General features: G+C 39.8%; 13 protein-coding genes. 7 read left to right on the top strand and 6 right to left on the bottom strand.

Features of this window, described 5'->3' with window-relative positions; all coding sequences use genetic code 11:
* Positions 1–74 precede the first annotated feature (74 nt).
* Positions 75–506, bottom strand: a complete 432-nt coding sequence (tnpA, locus tag D0T08_RS09655) for an IS200/IS605 family transposase (protein WP_116982412.1) — start codon at positions 504–506, stop codon at positions 75–77.
* A 335-nt stretch (positions 507–841) separates the two neighbouring features.
* Entirely contained in the window at positions 842–1,432 is a 591-nt protein-coding gene (locus D0T08_RS09650) for a DUF1684 domain-containing protein (RefSeq protein ID WP_116982411.1), read from the bottom strand.
* Between the two features lie 177 nt (positions 1,433–1,609).
* On the opposite strand from D0T08_RS09650, the gene D0T08_RS09645 reads away from it, so the two are divergent.
* Positions 1,610–2,239 carry a riboflavin synthase gene (locus D0T08_RS09645; RefSeq protein ID WP_116982410.1) on the top strand — a complete coding sequence of 210 codons (630 nt, stop codon included), beginning with the start codon at positions 1,610–1,612 and terminating at the stop codon, positions 2,237–2,239.
* A gap of 192 nt (positions 2,240–2,431) precedes the next feature.
* Positions 2,432–3,337, top strand: a complete 906-nt coding sequence (locus tag D0T08_RS09640) for an aldo/keto reductase (RefSeq protein ID WP_116982409.1) — start codon at positions 2,432–2,434, stop codon at positions 3,335–3,337.
* A gap of 92 nt (positions 3,338–3,429) precedes the next feature.
* Here D0T08_RS09640 and D0T08_RS09635 read toward each other — a convergent pair whose 3' ends face one another.
* Positions 3,430–4,713: a citrate synthase gene (locus D0T08_RS09635; RefSeq protein WP_116982408.1), complete on the bottom strand. Its 1,284-nt coding sequence runs from the start codon at positions 4,711–4,713 to the stop codon at positions 3,430–3,432.
* A 279-nt stretch (positions 4,714–4,992) separates the two neighbouring features.
* On the opposite strand from D0T08_RS09635, the gene D0T08_RS09630 reads away from it, so the two are divergent.
* From D0T08_RS09630 to D0T08_RS09610, 5 genes are all read left to right on the top strand, one after another.
* Positions 4,993–5,736 carry a LytTR family DNA-binding domain-containing protein gene (locus D0T08_RS09630; RefSeq protein ID WP_158561233.1) on the top strand — a complete coding sequence of 248 codons (744 nt, stop codon included), beginning with the start codon at positions 4,993–4,995 and terminating at the stop codon, positions 5,734–5,736.
* 232 nt (positions 5,737–5,968) lie between these two features.
* The gene (locus D0T08_RS09625; protein ID WP_116982406.1) at positions 5,969–7,882 is read left to right on the top strand and encodes a histidine kinase; all 1,914 of its coding nucleotides are present in this window, start codon (positions 5,969–5,971) and stop codon (positions 7,880–7,882) included.
* A 273-nt stretch (positions 7,883–8,155) separates the two neighbouring features.
* Positions 8,156–10,033, top strand: a complete 1,878-nt coding sequence (locus D0T08_RS09620; protein WP_158561232.1) for a histidine kinase — start codon at positions 8,156–8,158, stop codon at positions 10,031–10,033.
* Between the two features lie 291 nt (positions 10,034–10,324).
* Complete coding sequence (locus D0T08_RS09615; RefSeq protein ID WP_158561231.1) at positions 10,325–10,633, top strand: LytTR family DNA-binding domain-containing protein; 309 nt, start codon at positions 10,325–10,327, stop codon at positions 10,631–10,633.
* 447 nt (positions 10,634–11,080) lie between these two features.
* Positions 11,081–15,058 (top strand): ELWxxDGT repeat protein, encoded by a 3,978-nt coding sequence (locus tag D0T08_RS09610; RefSeq protein WP_158561230.1) that lies wholly within the window; start codon positions 11,081–11,083, stop codon positions 15,056–15,058.
* Positions 15,059–15,180: 122 nt separating this feature from the next.
* Here the strand turns inward: D0T08_RS09610 and D0T08_RS09605 are convergent, their stop codons facing one another.
* From D0T08_RS09605 to D0T08_RS27780, 3 genes are all read right to left on the bottom strand, one after another.
* Complete coding sequence (locus tag D0T08_RS09605) at positions 15,181–15,768, bottom strand: hypothetical protein (RefSeq protein WP_147322741.1); 588 nt, start codon at positions 15,766–15,768, stop codon at positions 15,181–15,183.
* A gap of 257 nt (positions 15,769–16,025) precedes the next feature.
* The gene (locus D0T08_RS09600) at positions 16,026–17,033 is read right to left on the bottom strand and encodes a two-component regulator propeller domain-containing protein (protein ID WP_116982401.1); all 1,008 of its coding nucleotides are present in this window, start codon (positions 17,031–17,033) and stop codon (positions 16,026–16,028) included.
* Between the two features lie 195 nt (positions 17,034–17,228).
* Positions 17,229–17,852, bottom strand: coding sequence for a collagen-like protein (locus D0T08_RS27780; protein WP_116982400.1), 624 nt, complete (start codon positions 17,850–17,852; stop codon positions 17,229–17,231).
* Between the last annotated feature and the right edge of the window lie 222 nt (positions 17,853–18,074).

Below are 18,074 nucleotides of genomic sequence, written 5' to 3'. Positions count from 1 at the left end.
TGCATGCATTCCCGACTCAAGTCGAGACATGTTCATTATATATCATATTCAATTTTTAAGAAAATCTATATTATCTATTCTATCTCATCTGCGAATTGCTCAAAAATCTTCAATTCATCTTCTAAATTTTGAGAAGCATGATGAACTTCCTGATTAAAGATATACTGTGTTGTGCGGGCAAAGTGCTGAGGGCTTACCGAAATAGCACCATAACCATCCTGCCATTCAAAATCTTTACCGAACCACCTCTGCTGATTTATCCACCTCGAAGATTCTCCCTTAATGCTCTTCATAACGTCTGCGATACTTTGGGTTGGATGCAAACTTACCAGACAATGTAAATGGTCTTCAACGCCATTTACAATTCGTATTTTTATACCCTTTAATAACGCTGTTTCTCTGATATGTTCTAATAAAGGATAGCGGTATTTTGCTTCTAAAAAAGGAGTTTTATTCTTTGTTGTCCATATTAAATGAACATGCAAAGCGATATAATTCCTTTTCATTAGCAGCTTTTAGGTTTGAAAATGTTAATCTTAATTTAAAATTTTTACTCAAACGTGCCGACTTCAGTCGGTACTGAATGCAAAATTACCTTTGTTATCTTAGCCGGCGACTTTAGTCGCTGTGCCAGAAGACTATGACTTAACTTATTGCCAAATAAACTCCCATTATCCAATACCCTTGTTTCAGCGACTAAAGTCGCCGGCTAAGATAACAAAGGATTCGTTTCTAGTCATACCGACTCAAGTCGGTATTTTGTTTATTTCACCCGATATTTTTTATTTTTATACTCGCGGGATGTATCTACTCAAGTCGGTATTTTGTTTATTTCACCCCCTCACTTATAAACCTTCTCTCCTACCTTAATCTCGGCCTTAATAAAATTCTCCTTTGGTGGAATTGGGCATATATAGCTTTCATTATAAGCACAATAGAAATTATGCGCATTGTTAAAATCAATCTCTATTTTATCGCCTACCAGTTTATCTTTCGGAATATTTATGTAGCGCCCGCCACCATAGGTTTCTTTGCCGCTGGTTAGGTCGCGGAAAGGGAGCAGGTAAATATCTCCCTCATCAAAAAGGCTCACCGTATAGTTTTCTCCACCTAATAAGAAAGTCGCTTCTCCGGCTTTTTTTATTTCGCTTTGGGTGCTGTCGGTCATCAGAATCATGCTTTGTCCGCTGTCTGAGGTACCTTTATACTCAGCCTCAATCCGGTAGTCTACATTCGGTTCAAAGTATTTAAAACCCGTAAAATTGGGCAGATTAGCTATCGGAGAATCTTTATCGTTAGCAAGAGTCTGGGCATATTCATTTCGCTTCTCGCTGATAGTAGCAATATAGTCTTCTGAGCCCTGAAGCGAGTAAAACAAGATACCTACAATGGCAACGACCAGAATAAGAAGGACAATTTTGTTTTTGAACATAGTGTTGTATGATTATTAATAAACCTTTTTCATTTTATTTCTCTTGAGAATCGACGATTCTGTCTCTCCCCTTTAGGGGTCGGGGGTTTTTCCGCTAATATAGCTAATAAGAACTTTTCTTCGCTATTCTGAGTTGAAATATCGTAATTCGCAGTCGAAAACTTTATCAATTATTACATGTTTACCGGAATTGTAGAATCAATGGGCCACCTCATTGATATTCAGCCAGATGGCACAAATTTAACTTTTACTTTTGAATCTGATATTGCTCACGAACTAAAAATAGACCAGAGCCTATCGCACAACGGCGTTTGCCTGACTGTTGTAGAGTTACTGAATGCTGAATATCAACCTGTGAAAGGACTCAATGGCGATCAAATCATAAGATATAAAGTAACCGCCATTGATGAAACCCTGAAAAAAACCAACCTTGGCAAACTAACCATTGGAGATAAAGTAAATCTGGAGCGTTGTATGCCTGCCAACGGACGTTTCGACGGGCATATCGTGCAAGGCCATGTTGACCAGACAGGTATCTGCACCACCCTTGAAGACCAGAACGGTAGTTGGCTCATATCGTTTGAATACGATGCTGCTACCAATAATATTACAGTAGAAAAAGGCTCAATCTGTGTGAATGGTGTGAGCCTGACGGTTGTCAATTCAAAAGACAATGGCTTTAGTGTAGCCATTATCCCTTATACCTGGGAGCATACCAATTTTCATCAATTAGCAGTAGGCAGCACGGTTAATCTGGAGTTTGATATACTAGGCAAATACATGCAACGCATTATGCAGAGAAGGTAGCAGTTAAGTAGATAATTATCACCTGAAATATATAAACCTATAGCAGAAAAAATTTGAGCATCACACATTCCGCCAAAAAACAGATGAATTATCATTTCAGCAGGAATTATAAAAGCTTCTGATAAGCCGGTGCTTTATATGGTAATCAGTAGGAACAATTTTTTTAGTAAAACAAGGTAAAGAAATTATCTTATGATTCTACAAGAAACATTTACTTTACCTAATGGCGTTAAGATTCCAAAGCTTGGACTTGGAACATGGTTAATTGAAGACAGCAAAGTGGCAGAGCCGGTTCGTGCGGCCATCGAAATGGGGTATCGGCATATTGATACCGCACAAGGTTATGGCAACGAAAGAGGCGTTGGTGAGGGTGTCCGGACCAGTGGTGTGCCTCGTGAAGAAATTTTTGTTACCACTAAGCTGAGTGCTAACATCAAGAATTACGCCGAAGCAGTAGCTGCTATCGAAGAATCGCTGCAAAAACTCGACCTGGGTTATATAGATTTAATGATTATTCATAGCCCTCAGCCCTGGCTCGACTATCACGAAGATAATCGCTTCTTTGAAGGTAATCTGGAAGCCTGGAGTGCCCTGGAAGAAGCCTATACAGCAGGTAAACTCCGCTCTATCGGCGTTTCAAACTTTGAGCAGGTGGATCTGGAGAATATTCTGGCGCATGGCACAATCAAACCTATGGTAAACCAGATTCTGGCACATATAAGCAATACTCCTTTTGAACTCATTGCCTATAATCAGAGTGAAGGCATTCTGATACAGGCTTATTCGCCGGTAGCACATGGAGAGTTGTTAAAAAACGAAGAGGTTTCGGCCATGGCTGAACGCTATGGGGTTAGTATTCCGCAACTATGTATTCGCTATTGTCTGCAATTAGATATGCTGCCATTGCCTAAAACAGCCAATCCCGCTCATATACGTGCCAATGCAGAGATAGATTTCGAGATTTCAGAGGTCGATATGGAAGTCCTTAAAAATATCAGACGTATCAAAAACTATGGCGACGCAAGTCTGTTCCCAGTATATGGAGGTAAATTAACCCCTGATGGGGTCTTGCATCCCCGTGATTACTTTGTTGAATAAATGATTTATCTCATTTCCGCTATCATAGATTAAAACAAAAAGCCTCAGAGACCAATCTCCGAGGCTTCTATATATCTATAAAACCATAAATCTTATCTATTCTCAATCTCCACAAACGGGCGCAAAGTTGCTCCTGTATAGATTTGACGAGGACGACCGATTGGCTCTTTGTTGGTTCTCATTTCTTTCCATTGCGCAATCCAACCCGGAAGACGGCCTATAGCAAACATTACAGTAAACATATTGGTAGGAATACCCAAAGCACGGTAGATGATTCCTGAGTAGAAGTCAACGTTTGGATACAACTTTCTCGATACGAAATAATCATCGTGCAACGCTGCTTCCTCCAATCCTTTTGCAATCTCCAGTACAGGGTCGTTTACACCTAGTTTACCTAGAATATCGTCAGCCGCTTTTTTGATGATTTTGGCACGTGGGTCAAAGTTCTTATAAACTCTGTGGCCAAAGCCCATCAGACGGAAACCTGAATTTTTATCTTTTGCTTTATTCACAAACTTCATTACATCACCACCATCAGCCTTGATGTCTTCCAGCATTTCAATCACCTCCTGGTTAGCACCACCATGTAGCGGACCCCATAATGCCGAAATACCTGCTGAAATAGACGAGTATAAATTAGCTTTTGATGAACCTACCAGACGTACAGTCGAGGTAGAGCAGTTTTGCTCGTGATCGGCATGAAGAATCAATAATTTGTTCAAAGCTGCTGAAACTACCGGATCTACTTCATACTCTTCAACCGGCAACGAGAACATCATATGTAGAAAATTCGAGCAATAATCTAATGAGTTTTTAGGATAATTGATTGGGTGTCCGTTTGATTTTTTATAACACCAGGTAGCCAGTGTAGGGAATTTAGCTAACAAACGGATGATATGCGTTTCGGTATGGTCAGGAACTTTATCGTTATAAGAATCAGGATAAAAACCACTCATGGCACTTACCATTGCCGACATTACACCCATTGGGTGAGCATTCACCGGGAAACCATCGAAAATGCGACGCATATCTTCGTTTACCAGCGTATGTCTGCGAATAGCATTATCAAATTGGTCGTATTGTTCCTTATTTGGCAATTCGCCATAAATAAGCAAATAAGCCACTGCTAAGAAGTTAGCTTTTTCAGCCAGATCTTCTATAGCATAGCCGCGGTAGCGCAATATTCCTTCTTCACCATCCAGAAAAGTAATGGCACTTTTGGTCGCTCCTGTATTTTTATAGCCGCTATCGATTGTTATGTAACCTGTTTCATCACGGAGTTTGGCAATATCAATCGCTTTCTCTCCTTCCGAACCTTCTATGGTAGGGTATTGGTAAGATTTACCATCAAGTATTAATTCTGCTGTACCAGCCATAAAAACATTTAGATTATTTTGTGGTTATCAATTTTATTGATGAATTATTTTGCTAATTCCGTTGCAATAATAACAAAAAAAGCGCAAAAATATCCATCCGCAGTTAAATATTTGTTAAAGCAACTAAAATTTAATCTGAGCCCTTGGAATAGGGATAGCAAATTTACAATTTCTTAAATTATAACCCCCTCCTTTTCAAAAAAGTTTGTGTTTTTGTAAAAAGATACACTTTTTTCAGAGAAAGTTTGTAGCTTCACTTTCCGAAAATCCTTGATGCGTATGCTTACAGCCATTTTAATTGACGACGAAAAAGGTTGCCTCGATACCCTTGAAATAGAGCTACAGACCTATTGTGCCGACGTAAAAGTACTTGCCAAATTCCAGTCTGCCGAAAAAGCGCTTGAAATACTAGAGACCATCCGCCCCGATATGATTTTTCTGGACATCAGTATGCCACAGATGAATGGTTTTGATTTCCTGCTCAAGATTCCGAAAATCAATTTTGAAGTCATTTTCTGTACAGCCTATGATGCCTATGCTCTCACAGCCTTTGAGTTTTGTGCCATAGATTATCTATTGAAACCTATTTCGAAAGAGAAGCTTATCAGAGCCGTAGAAAAGGTTCGCCAGAAACAAAGCAAACAGGTTGACCTGCAGAATCTTGAACTACTCCTGGCCAATATGCGAGGGGGTATCCATCATAAACCCAATGTGGCCGTACCAACACCGGAGGGACTGGAGTTTATCTCCATCAACGACATCATCTATGCCGAAGCCGATGGCAATTATTCCAGAATCATGATGGGGAATAAAGAAAAGGTGTTGATTTCACGCACGCTGAAAGATCTGGAGACCCTGCTTTCCAATCATCCTTTTGTGCGTATCCATCAATCTTATCTGGTTAATCTGACGCATATCAAAAAATATATCAAAGGCGAGGGTGGTTATGTGGTAATGAATAATGGCGTGAGCCTGCAGGTTTCACGTGCCAATCGGATGAAACTGATGGATTTGGTGCGGTAATTTATTGGCATGGTATACAAACGTGCATACGCACAGCGACTAAAGTCGCCGTCTAAGATAACAACGGAATATTTTTTATTATGTACGGCCTACTTAAGTCGGCCTATGCAAGATGATACTACCGTTGTTATCTTAGACGGCGAATTCTATTCGCTGAAACGACGCAATCAAGAACTTCCTTAATAATCACGATTTTTCAAATCGTGATACATAAAAAAACAACCATATTAATTTGAGATTTTTTCTCACAATAGCTATACTACTATCTTTCCCCCCCCACTGTTTTGCACAAAAAACAGGCACCATTACTATTACCAAAAAATTTATCGACAATCAGGTCATTCAATGTTCTGACCAAGCCCTTTTATATATCGATTCAACAGGCAAAGCGCCGATACAACAGATTGACAAGCAATACTTTATGCCATTGCAGGCGTTTCGTTTTCAGCCTTTTGCCTTCGACTATTTTGACTATGTTTTCTGGCTTCGAATCACGGTTACTAATCCGACTAATGTTATGATTCCGGCCTTGTTTACAGCAGGTATTCATAAGGAGGTAAAGGTGTTTCGTAAGGTCAATGGCAAATACGTATTATTGCAATCTACCAGTCAGGATTTACTGCCAAATGAACGACCATTCAGGTACGATGAAAAGTACGTTCCCTTAAAATTTGGGCCAAAGCAGACCTATGAATTGTTGATTAAAGTAAGTGAGCATCCGCAGTTATATATGAATCTCCAACCCAAACTGGTAAGTTATGGCTGGGAGTATAACGATAAAATGCGTGCCTTTTTTGATGAATATCGCCACCTGATGGCCGACGGCTTCTTTGCCTCAATCCTGATTTTTGTTTCTATTTATATATTCATCCTATATTTTGTTGAGCACAAGCGCTATTACCTATATTATGCAGGTTATTTGTTTTTTATCCTGCTCTTTGCCTTGTGGGGTATCGAACATTCGCCCTATATGCGGGTGTTTTTTAGCTTTGTGCCTTTTCTGAAATTCTCAGCCAATAATAATACTTATGCGCTGGTTGCTAATGTCTTTTACTATCTGTTTCTAAGCGAATTTCTGGAACTTGAAAAGACAGCTCCAAAATTTGAAAAACTTATCCGGCTTTACCTGAAAATCCTTATAGCGTTGCTAGTAGCCGATACCCTGCTGAATTTTGTTTTTCAGGCTTACCAGTCAGGTGGGTACATCTGGATACTTACACAGATACTCATTGTTTTCTTTGGAGTTTATTCTACTATTGTGGTACTTACCCTGAAAGGCTCCTTTGTGAAGTATATCAAGTGGGGTTCTATTGCCTTGTTGATAGGAGTAATAGTGGGTATATCAGAGCAATTGCTCATGATGAAACCTTTTGAAAACGTACTGATGCGACTCGCATTGAGTACACCATTCAATATAGGGGTGCTAGTTGAAATATTGTGTTTTTCAACAGCCTTAGGCTACAAAACGTGGCTTCGCCAACGCAACCGTAACTTGCTGATGAAATCGGTAAAAGAATCTGATTTACGTACATTGCGCTCGCAGATTAACCCGCACTTTGTATTCAATAGCCTGAATTCTATTAAGAGTTATATCCTGACACACCGCTCAGTTGAAGCAGCAGAGTATCTGACAGATTTCTCGACCCTCATGCGTTCAATTCTACAACATTCTAAAGAAAAGCTGATTCCATTAGCCGACGAACTGGAAACCATTTCACTCTATATCAAACTGGAGAAACTGCGTTTTGATGATGGCTTTGAGTTTATTTACCACCTCGACCCAAAGATTGATACCGACGAAACACTCATTCCACCCATGCTTTTACAGCCCTATATCGAAAATGCTATTAAGCACGGTTTGATGAATAAATCTGAAAACAGAATCTTATCGATAAGTCTGGAAGCGCACCCTTACAAAACCCTGATTGTGATTGAGGATAATGGCATCGGGCGAGAACAGGCGTCTTTGCTACGCAAAAACATTTTCAAACACCAGTCAATGGGCATGAATATCAACGACGAACGGATAAAACTCTTAGCCATGACCAACGACTGGCATATAGATATACAGATTATTGACAAAAAAACACCGGAAGGCAAAGCTGATGGTACTAAGGTGATGATTTATTTACCGATGATTGATTAGATGAAGTACACTCGCAAAATACTATCCTATTCCTTACTCAATACTTTCTATTGCATAATAGAAAGTATTGGTCCGAAATTTCCCCTCCTTTTTTCAAGGAGGGGTGGCACCATACCTGACGCAGTCGGGATGGTGACGGGGTGGTTACAGGCCAGTGAGCTGGTTCAAAAGTACTTTTTAATCCTACAACCACCTCCCCCATTAATAACTAATTTTTCATTAGTTATTAATGGGTACTCCTCCTTTTTAAGGAGGAGAAATTTCTCAAAACTATTGTTATTCTTTTGCTTTATTTTCTTATCTATAAAAACCCAAGCCCAAATCCGCTTATACTTCGAGCTGGAAAAAAACGGTTTCCTGGATTGCACAGATAGCACGTCTCTATTCATTGATTCAACCAGACAAGTACCTTTACAAGCCATTCCAAAACAAAGATTCAAACCACTCAAAAGTCTGGATATACCCAAGAGCTTTGCAAAGGGTTATCGGTACGATTACTGGCTCAAACTACATGTGCACAACCCCACACCAGATACCCTTGATTTGTTATTAACCACAGGTTTGCACCGATCTGTTGGTCTATACAGAGATATTTATAACCAGTTGATAGAATTGTATAAAACCAACGAAGATTATCTGCCCGACCAAAGGCTCTTCCGTTATGACGACCAGTATATTCCGATTCGGTTTTTGCCTGGCACGCATTATCAGTTATACATCAAGGTAAACGATTATCCTAAGAAAGACTTTATTTTACAGCCTAAGCTGGTAAGTCATTTCTGGGAGAATCACCATAAGGTAAAAGCTTTTTATGACGAATATATTTATTTGATTAACAATGGGCTCATTATTTCAATTCAACTATTCGTTGCACTATTTGTCTTTACCTTTTACCTGCTCGACCGTCAAAAATATTACCTTTATTATGGCTTTTATACGGCTTCTCTGGCCTTTTTTAATCTCTGGGAATACGAGCATTCGCCTTATTTTCATCTCTTGTTCAGTTACCTGCCTTTTCTGAAATTCACGGGTAATAGCAATATCTATATATTATTGAGCCAGATTTCTTATTTTCTGTTTATCTATGATTTCCTGGAGTTAAAAGAAAAATATCCCGGCTTAGGCTTATTATTCCGACGGTTAATCCGAACCTTATTTGTGTGTTTGGCAATAGATATCATTATCTTATTCGTTTTCAGACGTCTGGATTGGAGCGACACTTTCTACTGGTTTTTTCAGGGTGTATTTCCTATTCTGAATATCATCTTATTGATATTCGTATTCAAAACCAAAGGAAGAATCGCCCGAAACATTAAGATAGGCAGTACTTTTCTGATGCTCGGGGCTCTTGTCGGATTCATGACCCAGTGGTTCAGCCATGAGTCGTACATACTTTTGCGGGTGGAGCCAAGCATTGTGTTCATGCTGGGCACCTTGCTTGAAATCTTTTTCTTTTCTATTGCCATCGGTAGCCGGAGTTATCAGATACAAAAAGAACAGAATTCGCTATTCAAAGCCATGAAAGAATCTGAATTGCGTACATTGCGCTCGCAGATTAATCCGCATTTTGTGTTTAATAGTCTCAACTCTATCAAGAGTTATATCCTGACTCACCGCTCGGTGGAAGCGGCCGAATACCTGACCGATTTTTCGATGCTGATGCGCTCCATCCTGCAGCATTCAAAAGAGCAGTTAATTTCCCTGACAGACGAACTGGAAACCGCCGTCCTCTACATAAAACTGGAAAAACTGCGATTTGAAGATAATTTTGAGTTTGTATATGAAGTAGACGAAAGCATTGATACCGACGAAGTATTTGCGCCACCTATGCTCCTGCAACCCTATATTGAAAATGCCATCAAGCACGGTTTGATGAACAAGCAGGAAACGCGTATGCTGGAACTGAAAATCAGGCAATTGGCTGAGTCTATTGAAATAATTATAGAAGACAATGGCATCGGACGGGAACAGGCTGCACTATTACGCAAAAACATCCCAAAATACCAGTCTATGGGCATGAATATCAACAATGAGCGTATTAAACTCTTAAGCCAGGCCAATGACCTACATATCCAGATTATGATTGAAGACAAGAAATCAAAAGACGGCACAGCACAAGGCACAAAGGTGACGATACATATACCCCTATAGCCCCCCGACCCTGAAGGGGAGCTAAGAACCCCTAACCGCGCGGCGGACCGTCCCTAAAGGGGAATTACAAATTTGCTACAATCTTGTTGGGTCGAATATATAGCTCTCCTTTAGGAGCGGGGGCGCCAAATACTAACCGAAACCTACCAAATATCTGCTATATCCGCCAGATACTAAATGTTCGTAGAGGGTTTATCTTTTTCTTGTCAAATTTGACAATCCATATTATAATCCCTTTTTTGAGCAGCCATGAGAAAATTTTTTATTAAGCCATCCTATTGTGATCCTCGCATGATTTGGTTCGATCACGGAAAAACCTGTGTTCAGCCAGATGAGGTCGTTTATTTGAGTAGTTTAGAAAATTACACCGAGTTCCACTTGAAATGCGGCAAGAAAGTAGTTTCCTCTCGCACTTTAGGGGTTCACGAAAAACAATTAGTTGAAAAAGGGCATTTTGCCCGCATTCATCGCAAGTTCATGCTAAACCTGCAATATCTGAAACGTATAGAGTCGATAGGTGAAGAACACATCGCCCACCTGACTACCGGAGACAAGATTGTAGTGTCAAGAAGAAAAGCACGAACATTCCTTCATCAATAAGTTACTGTAAACCATTGTAACAGCATTAAATGCCAAAAGCCTTGAGGAATCAGGGCTTTTGGCATTTAATGCTATACTTGCACATTTGTGCTTTCGACCGTGCTACTTCTTATTTCTCTCTGCCACCTGGTCAGGACACAGTCTGTAAGGCCCTCTATATATTCGTCATCCATGTAGGCACTAATGATTTTAACAAGCGAAAAAATACAGTGCTTTTTCAGATTAAATCAGGGAATGAAGGTTAATGAAAATTACAAATCCCGCAAAGCAAAATCATTCCCTCTCAAACAAAAAGGAAAAATCAGGATTTTTATTGATAGAATAATTCTGAAATTAATTATATTTAAGTCTGGTTTTAGTTATAAATTATGTTTGTTTCCTTTTAAGACAAGATTAGATTTTAATTTACAAGATTTATATCCTTTTGTTAACCTATTCTATTATCCGATGATAAAACCTCTATCTCTCTTCTATAGAAGTCTTGCTGTTGCCTTTTGTCTGTTTGCTACCCATCTTACTGTTGCTCAGGTACCTTATCTGGTTAAAGACATTCTCGTTGGCTCTGGTAATGCCAATTTAAATAATCATTTAAATGTAAATGGAACGCTGTTTTTTACTGCTGAAACACTAAATTACGGAGAAGAGTTATGGAAGTCTGATGGTACAGAAGCCGGGACATTATTGGTAAAAGATATTTTTCCAGGGATTAGCGGTTCCCAGATTACATTTTTTTTACAAAATAATGGTATTTTGTATTTCAGAGCCAATAATGGGACGAATGGCAGTGAATTGTGGAGAAGCGATGGCACGCCAGACGGCACCTATATGGTAAAAGATATTAATCTTTCCGGCGATGCAGATATATTCAGCCCTATTGTTTTTAATGGCAGTATCTATTTCAGAGCCAACGATGGAACAAATGGAGTCGAATTATGGAACACAGACGGCACGCCATCCGGCACCCTGTTAGTTAAAGATATAAACTCTCATGGGAACTCAAACGTTAATAGTCTTACTGTAGTAAATAATACTTTATATTTTACTGCAATTGATAATGAGCACGGAGATGAGTTATGGAAAACAGATGGCACAGCGCCCAATACAATGCTCGTACAAGACATTAATCCGGTTAATGGCAATAGCTCTTATCCATCCGGTTTATTCGTTTTCAAAAAGTCCTTATATTTTAAGGCCGATGACGGTATACATGGATATGCACTTTGGAAAAGTGATAGTACAGGCACAAGTCTACTAAAAGACATTGGTACAGATGCTGACCCGGAAATATCAGATTTTACAGTTGTGAATGACCATTTATACTTTATTGCTGATGACAATGAGCACGGTTTTGAACTATGGAAAACCGATGGTACGGGGACTGGTACAGTATTGGTAAAAGATATAAATGCGGGTACAGGCGGCGCAGACCTCTCAGATTTTAAGGTTTTCAAAAAGGCTTTGTACTTTGTGGCTTATGACCCTGACTATGGCCGCGAATTATGGAAAAGCGATAGTACCGGAACAGCAATTGTAAAAGACATAATTGCCGGAAGTACAGGCTCAAATCCAGGTTTTCTTACCATTCTGAATAATACTTTATATTTTACAGCTGAATATAATGGCGGGGTGGCTTTGTGGAAAATAGATGAAACTTCTGGCGAAACGGTAATGATTAAAGATTTTTATCCGGGAATAGAATTACTGACAAAAAATTCAGACAGCGCTGGTAGTCAGTTGTATCTGGTGGTAAATGACAGTGCTCTTGGCTCTGAATTATGGAAAAGTGACGGCACAACATCAGGCACCAAGCTCATGAAAGACATTAACCCGGGAATTACGGGTTCTATGCCCAGTCAGTTTGTTAATGTCAATGGTAAACTATATTTTACTGCCAGTGGCGTAGCAGACAATGTTTCCTATGGTAACGAACTCTGGAGTATTGGAAACTGTATTGATACAAATCCTGCTGTGAACAAAACAACCAAGACAAGTACGTTTAATTCTCAGGTTCATAACACCACCACAACCTGCAATTGTGATATCTTCAATTACCTTATCAGCAAGGTCACGGCAACGGGCGCAAACCCTGTAAACGGAAACATTGAAACCACTGTCTGGATAGAGCCGACAACGCCGGATAGTTTTGTGAAACGCCATTACGAAATCAAACCGGAATCTGTAAGCCTTGAGCTTACTGGTATGGTAACACTTTATTTCAGCCAGGCTGAATTTGATGCCTATAATGCAGCCACTTCAGCCAATACTCTTAAACTTCCGGTCAATAGCAGTGATGCTATAGGTATTGGCAATTTGCTGATTGAAAGGAGAAGTGGATACTCATCTGATGGAACAGGTCTGCCTGGTACTTACAGTGGTAGCATCATTACCATTAACCCAGAAGATACAGATATTGTATGGAATAGTACGGATAACCGTTGGGAAGTGAGTTTTGCCACTACCGGATTCGGTGGTTTTTTCGTCAATAGTCTTACAGTTACAAATCCTACAGGGGTGGCTGTCAGTGCCACAGCTGTTTGCAGTGGTACGCCTGTTGTGCTTACCGCTACTTGTGCTGTCGGAACCATTACTTGGTACATAGATTCCAGCAGCGGAACAGCTATAGGCACAGGTAATAATCTGAGTTACATCAGAACGTCACAGACTACCTACTATGCATCTTGTGAAATTGGTAGTATAGCAAGTAATCGTATTGCTACCAACCCAGTATCAGCTCATAGTATACCTTCGCAACCAACGAATGTCTCTGTTAGTAGTATAGTTGTTTGCTCAGGTACCAGCATCACTCTAAGTGCTACCTGCGCTAGCGGAAGCATTGTCTGGTATAACCAGGCCACAGGTGGAACAACTATCGGGACGGCGAATGACTTTGTATATACCCCTACCAAATCCGGTGCATATTATGCTGCTTGCTTGAATGGAATTTGTGAATCAGGAAGAGTGGCGACCAGCCATATAGTATATTTGTTGCAGCCGGATGCTCCGTCGAATGTTGCGGTTGATAAAACTCTTATATGTAGCGGCTCCAGTGTTTCCCTAACTGCTACCTGTTCTATTGGATTTATTAACTGGTATACGCAGGCTACTGGCGGAGTACCCATTGGCACAGGTAACGCACTTATACAAAGCCCAATTGAAAATACAACTTACTATGCTACCTGTGTAAATGGAGAGTGTTTAAGTAGCAGAGTTGCTACAAATCAAGTAACAGTTAATGCACAACCCACTGCACCAACTGGTGTAGCAATAAATATAACAACCATTTGTATTGGAGAGAGCATCAATTTAACTGCTACTTGCGCCATAGGCACTGTAAACTGGTATATCTCTGCAAGTGGTGGCACCGCAAGTTCTGTTACAAGCATTGGTAGTGGTAATATTCTAACAGTTAGCCCGGAAGAAAATACAACTTATGTTGTCGAATGTGTCAATGGTACCTGTATCAGCGATAGAGTACTCACTAACCAGGTAGTAATAAAGGCTAAACCAAATACACCTGTTATCAACGGTATCAATGAGATATGCCCTGGCGTAGCAATAGTGCTTACAGCTACCATTATCAGTGGTTCAGGCCAGACTACCTATCATTGGTCTGGCGGCCTGAGCGGTCAGTCTGTCAATGTTTCTCCTACTGTAAGTAAAGGCTACAGAGCTTTGGCAAGGTTTGATGGTTGTAGTAGCGATTCATCTGATGTATTCTATGTATATGTGAATCCTAAACCAATAGCAAACATTACAGCCAATAACAATGCAATCTGTAAGGGTGATTTTTCTTTACTGACAGGCCAGTGCGAGTCGGTAGCTGATGCTTTTTACTGGAGCACTGAACAAGTGCAAACCAATATTCCATCTAATCCTTTGAGCAAAGTGATCCGGATAGTAAGTGCACCTGGTACCTATAAAGGCTATTGTATGTCTGATATGGGCTGCTTCAGTACCGAGGCCAATATTACCATTTCACAAGCCGATAATTGTGGCGGCCAGGGTTTTATTATCATTACACCGGCTAAACCTTTGATTTGTCCTGGCGGTTCAACCACCCTTAGTGCAAGCGGGTGCAGTGGCGTAGTTACCTGGTTTTTTGGTAACAGCAGCCAGACAGGAACATCAATTTCGGTAAGCCCAAGTACCACTACCACTTACATTGCTCAGTGTAGCACAGGTGGAGCCTCAAGCGTTGATGTATCTATCGCAAGTCAGACTGTAGTAATCAATACAAACATAATTACTGGTTTCAATCTCATTAAAGCGCTAAATACGATAGAATCAGCTAAGAAAATCGGTGACCCTAATTATTCACCTTCTGCCAATGTAAGTTTTCAGGCAGGCCAGACGATTGTACTAAAGCCGGGTTTTGTGGCAGAGAAAAACAGCGTCTTTAAGGCAGAAATAAAGGCTTGTAATTAGCATTGCAAAACCGTAATCTATGTCTGACATCTATTGCGGCCAGATAAGAATTTCAGAACGATTATTTTTTAAATCTTAATAAACCAAAAATCGAATTGCTATCGTTGAGCGTTTCCCTTTACTCATTTCTTAAAAACAATACTTCCGCACGGGAGCAATGAATCAAGCATATTAATTTTATAAAAAAGATTCTGCTCCTTTAAAACGAGTTCCGCTCTTACCGCCCCATTATAACCCTCCTTAGAGACCACCGCAATATAAAAACGGTACTCCTCTTTAGGTTTAATGGTTGTTTTCAGTTGGCTTGGTTCATGGAAGTGTTTGTCTAAAAAAGATTTTAAAGTCGTTAGACCATAGTCATACACAGATTCTTTTTCAGGTGTCATGGTGCCCGGAGGAAGAAAAAACTTCACATAATCTTTAGGCTGACCAGAAATGGCGAATGAATCTGCAGGAAAATTCATCGTTAATTCTATCGGAGTTGCCGTTTTATTAATAACACTAGCCCAGAATACGCCATATGCGAAGTGCTTTCCGGCAGGGTCATTATATATATTGCCTCTTGGTAAACTATGCTTGATAATGATACCTTTAGCTGTGTCTGTAGGAATTGTTGAGATACCAGATAAGCCTTTGTTTGTTGAAGTATTACATGAACCAAGGGCAAAGAAGCTTGTCAGGATGAACAGGTTGAAAAACAATAATCGCATGTAATTGTCTTTTAAAAGTGGTACTAATTTATACGTAGATTCGCCATTACCCATGCATCAGGTATTTCAACAAACCTACAAGATTTGTCTTTGGTTTTAGAAAAAGGCTTGTAAAAAGATGTTAAGTGAATGTAAAACTGTTGGAAAAGGATGTGCCGCTGTGCAGTTGAAGAACCGATTGGGCAGAACAGCTCTGATTTAACGCCAAAAGCCTTGAATGATTCAAGGCTTTTGGCGTTTTTATAATGCATCCAAAGTTATTTGTCGGTAAAAGCAACGATATTCTTTCCATCATACCGAAACACCCCATTTAAAGAGCCAAACCAGACACTTCCATCATTTGCCACTAAAATCCCAAAAAACAGGTTTTTATAATCTTCATATTCTGCCATGATATCAGTTACAGTTGGCTTTGGTTCAGACAAGGTGTTTGCATCATATCGAGCAATTGCCCACCTATCGGTTCCGTTATAATCAGGTTGAGAACTTGTCCAGATGTTTCCATCTTTATCTTCGTAGACATATCCAACCGAATTATACGTAATATTGGTGAATGCACCATCGCTATATCGCCATAGGCCAGCTTCACCACCCAACCAGATATCACCTTTTTTATCTTCAATTATCGTACGGGTATTCGAAAAAGATTTGCCATTATGGGTAACGACAGTAAATTTCTTTCCGTCATAAGTAAAGACTTTACCCCTTGTAGCAAACCAGAACTTCCCTGTTTTGTCTTCAATAATAGAATTAACATCATTATTGTCATCATTGCCATCAGGCAATCCTTCATTTGGCTTAAAATTCTGAAAAGATTTTCCGTCCCAACGGCTAGCGCCAAACCAGATATTGCCACTTTTATCTTCATAAATATGAGTAATCACATCACTCATAAGCCCCTCTTTAGTTGTAAAATGCTGAAAAGATTTACCGTCGTAATAATAAACCCCCGAACCAACAGAAGCGAACCAGAGATTTCCTTTTTTATCTTCTAAAACATCGAAAAAACGGGCAGAACTTACATCACTTGTGATATTGGTAAACGATTTCCCATCATATCGAAAAATACCACTAAAGGCTGCAATCCAGATATGGCCCTTTTTATCCTGCTTGATATTACGTACGATACCCAAAGGACCGTGTGAAGTGATTATCTCTTTGGTTTCAGGCTCGGTCGGATAATAACTTTTTTGTTGTTTTTGTCCTTTGCACACATTGCCGGAAACAACCAGTATTAAAGTATAGAGGTGTATAAGTTTTACCACATTTATATTTGTTTAAAGGATTTAAACAAACTTATCAATTTTTACTATAGAACAAGGTTAATGAAATGTTAATGTTTTTGGAGAAGAATATGTCGCTACCTAGAAGAAGGTCTGGTTGAGTCAGGTAACTTTGATTTTACGCCAAAAGCCTTGAATCTTCAAGGCTTTTGGCGTTTAAAAACATGTTTATCATTATCAATCAGGCAGATTGTATAAAGATTTTAATGTTTCGTAAGGTGTATTAGCAGGTAGTCTTGCACCTGCTACCATTGGGACTATCACTGTTCTAAATTTATAACTTGATGGGCCATTTTCTTTATATCTCCATTCATCTATAAAAGTAAGCCCAGAACTGCCATAAGTAGCGCTCATATCTACTATATTAATAGTAGTACCATTTGCTTCGAAAACGGCTTTATTGACAAGCGGTAACTGTTCTATTAATGAAGAACCCAATACATATGTAATTGCATACTCTGAATTAGGCTTAAAATTAGGAATTTTAAAATCTTCCTTAGAACTTGGGATGTTCCCTTCCCAGATCAAAGTATAATCATAATACCTCGCAGTAGGAGCACTTACCCCGGCTGGTCCTTGGGGCCCCGTAGCACCTTGTGCACCAGTTGCTCCTGTAGCTCCCGTCATGCCAGTAGCCCCTGCAGCTCCTGTTGGACCCGCAGGCCCGGTATCACCTTTGGCTCCGTTTGCCCCTGCAGGGCCTTGTGCACCTTGTGCTCCCTGGGGGCCTTGTGGCCCCTGATCGCCTTTACAGGCATTGAGAATAATAGCAATAGCGAAAAGAAAGAGAAGTTTTTTCATTGAATTTGGGGTATAAAGGTTAATAATTCTAACAGCCTTGAAAAGTAATTATAAATCTCCCTTTAGCAAAAAAAATTGATTATTCGGCATATTTTCTTTCCTTGCAAGAACTTTCGACCTTACAATACCCTCTACTTAAACGCACCCTTTCCCTATAAACCCCACTACTATACTTTTACATCTCACCTCGTTTTCTACCTAAAATGCTCAAATTCCATAACC

The sequence above is a fragment of the Emticicia sp. C21 genome, from assembly GCF_003418935.1.
GTDB lineage: Bacteria > Bacteroidota > Bacteroidia > Cytophagales > Spirosomataceae > Emticicia.
This window is presented reverse-complemented; position numbering and strand designations above follow the sequence as displayed.

What these genes read in the sequence shown, in the direction of transcription:
- D0T08_RS09635 (WP_116982408.1), bottom strand. Translation starts at nt 4,713, where the DNA reads ATGGCTGGTACAGCAGAATTAATACTTGATGGTAAATCTTACCAATAC.
- D0T08_RS09610 (WP_158561230.1), top strand. Translation starts at nt 11,081, where the DNA reads ATGATAAAACCTCTATCTCTCTTCTATAGAAGTCTTGCTGTTGCCTTT.
- D0T08_RS09640 (WP_116982409.1), top strand. Translation starts at nt 2,432, where the DNA reads ATGATTCTACAAGAAACATTTACTTTACCTAATGGCGTTAAGATTCCA.
- D0T08_RS09645 (WP_116982410.1), top strand. Translation starts at nt 1,610, where the DNA reads ATGTTTACCGGAATTGTAGAATCAATGGGCCACCTCATTGATATTCAG.
- D0T08_RS09605 (WP_147322741.1), bottom strand. Translation starts at nt 15,768, where the DNA reads ATGCGATTATTGTTTTTCAACCTGTTCATCCTGACAAGCTTCTTTGCC.
- D0T08_RS09630 (WP_158561233.1), top strand. Translation starts at nt 4,993, where the DNA reads ATGCTTACAGCCATTTTAATTGACGACGAAAAAGGTTGCCTCGATACC.
- D0T08_RS27780 (WP_116982400.1), bottom strand. Translation starts at nt 17,852, where the DNA reads ATGAAAAAACTTCTCTTTCTTTTCGCTATTGCTATTATTCTCAATGCC.
- tnpA (WP_116982412.1), bottom strand. Translation starts at nt 506, where the DNA reads ATGAAAAGGAATTATATCGCTTTGCATGTTCATTTAATATGGACAACA.
- D0T08_RS09650 (WP_116982411.1), bottom strand. Translation starts at nt 1,432, where the DNA reads ATGTTCAAAAACAAAATTGTCCTTCTTATTCTGGTCGTTGCCATTGTA.
- D0T08_RS09615 (WP_158561231.1), top strand. Translation starts at nt 10,325, where the DNA reads ATGATTTGGTTCGATCACGGAAAAACCTGTGTTCAGCCAGATGAGGTC.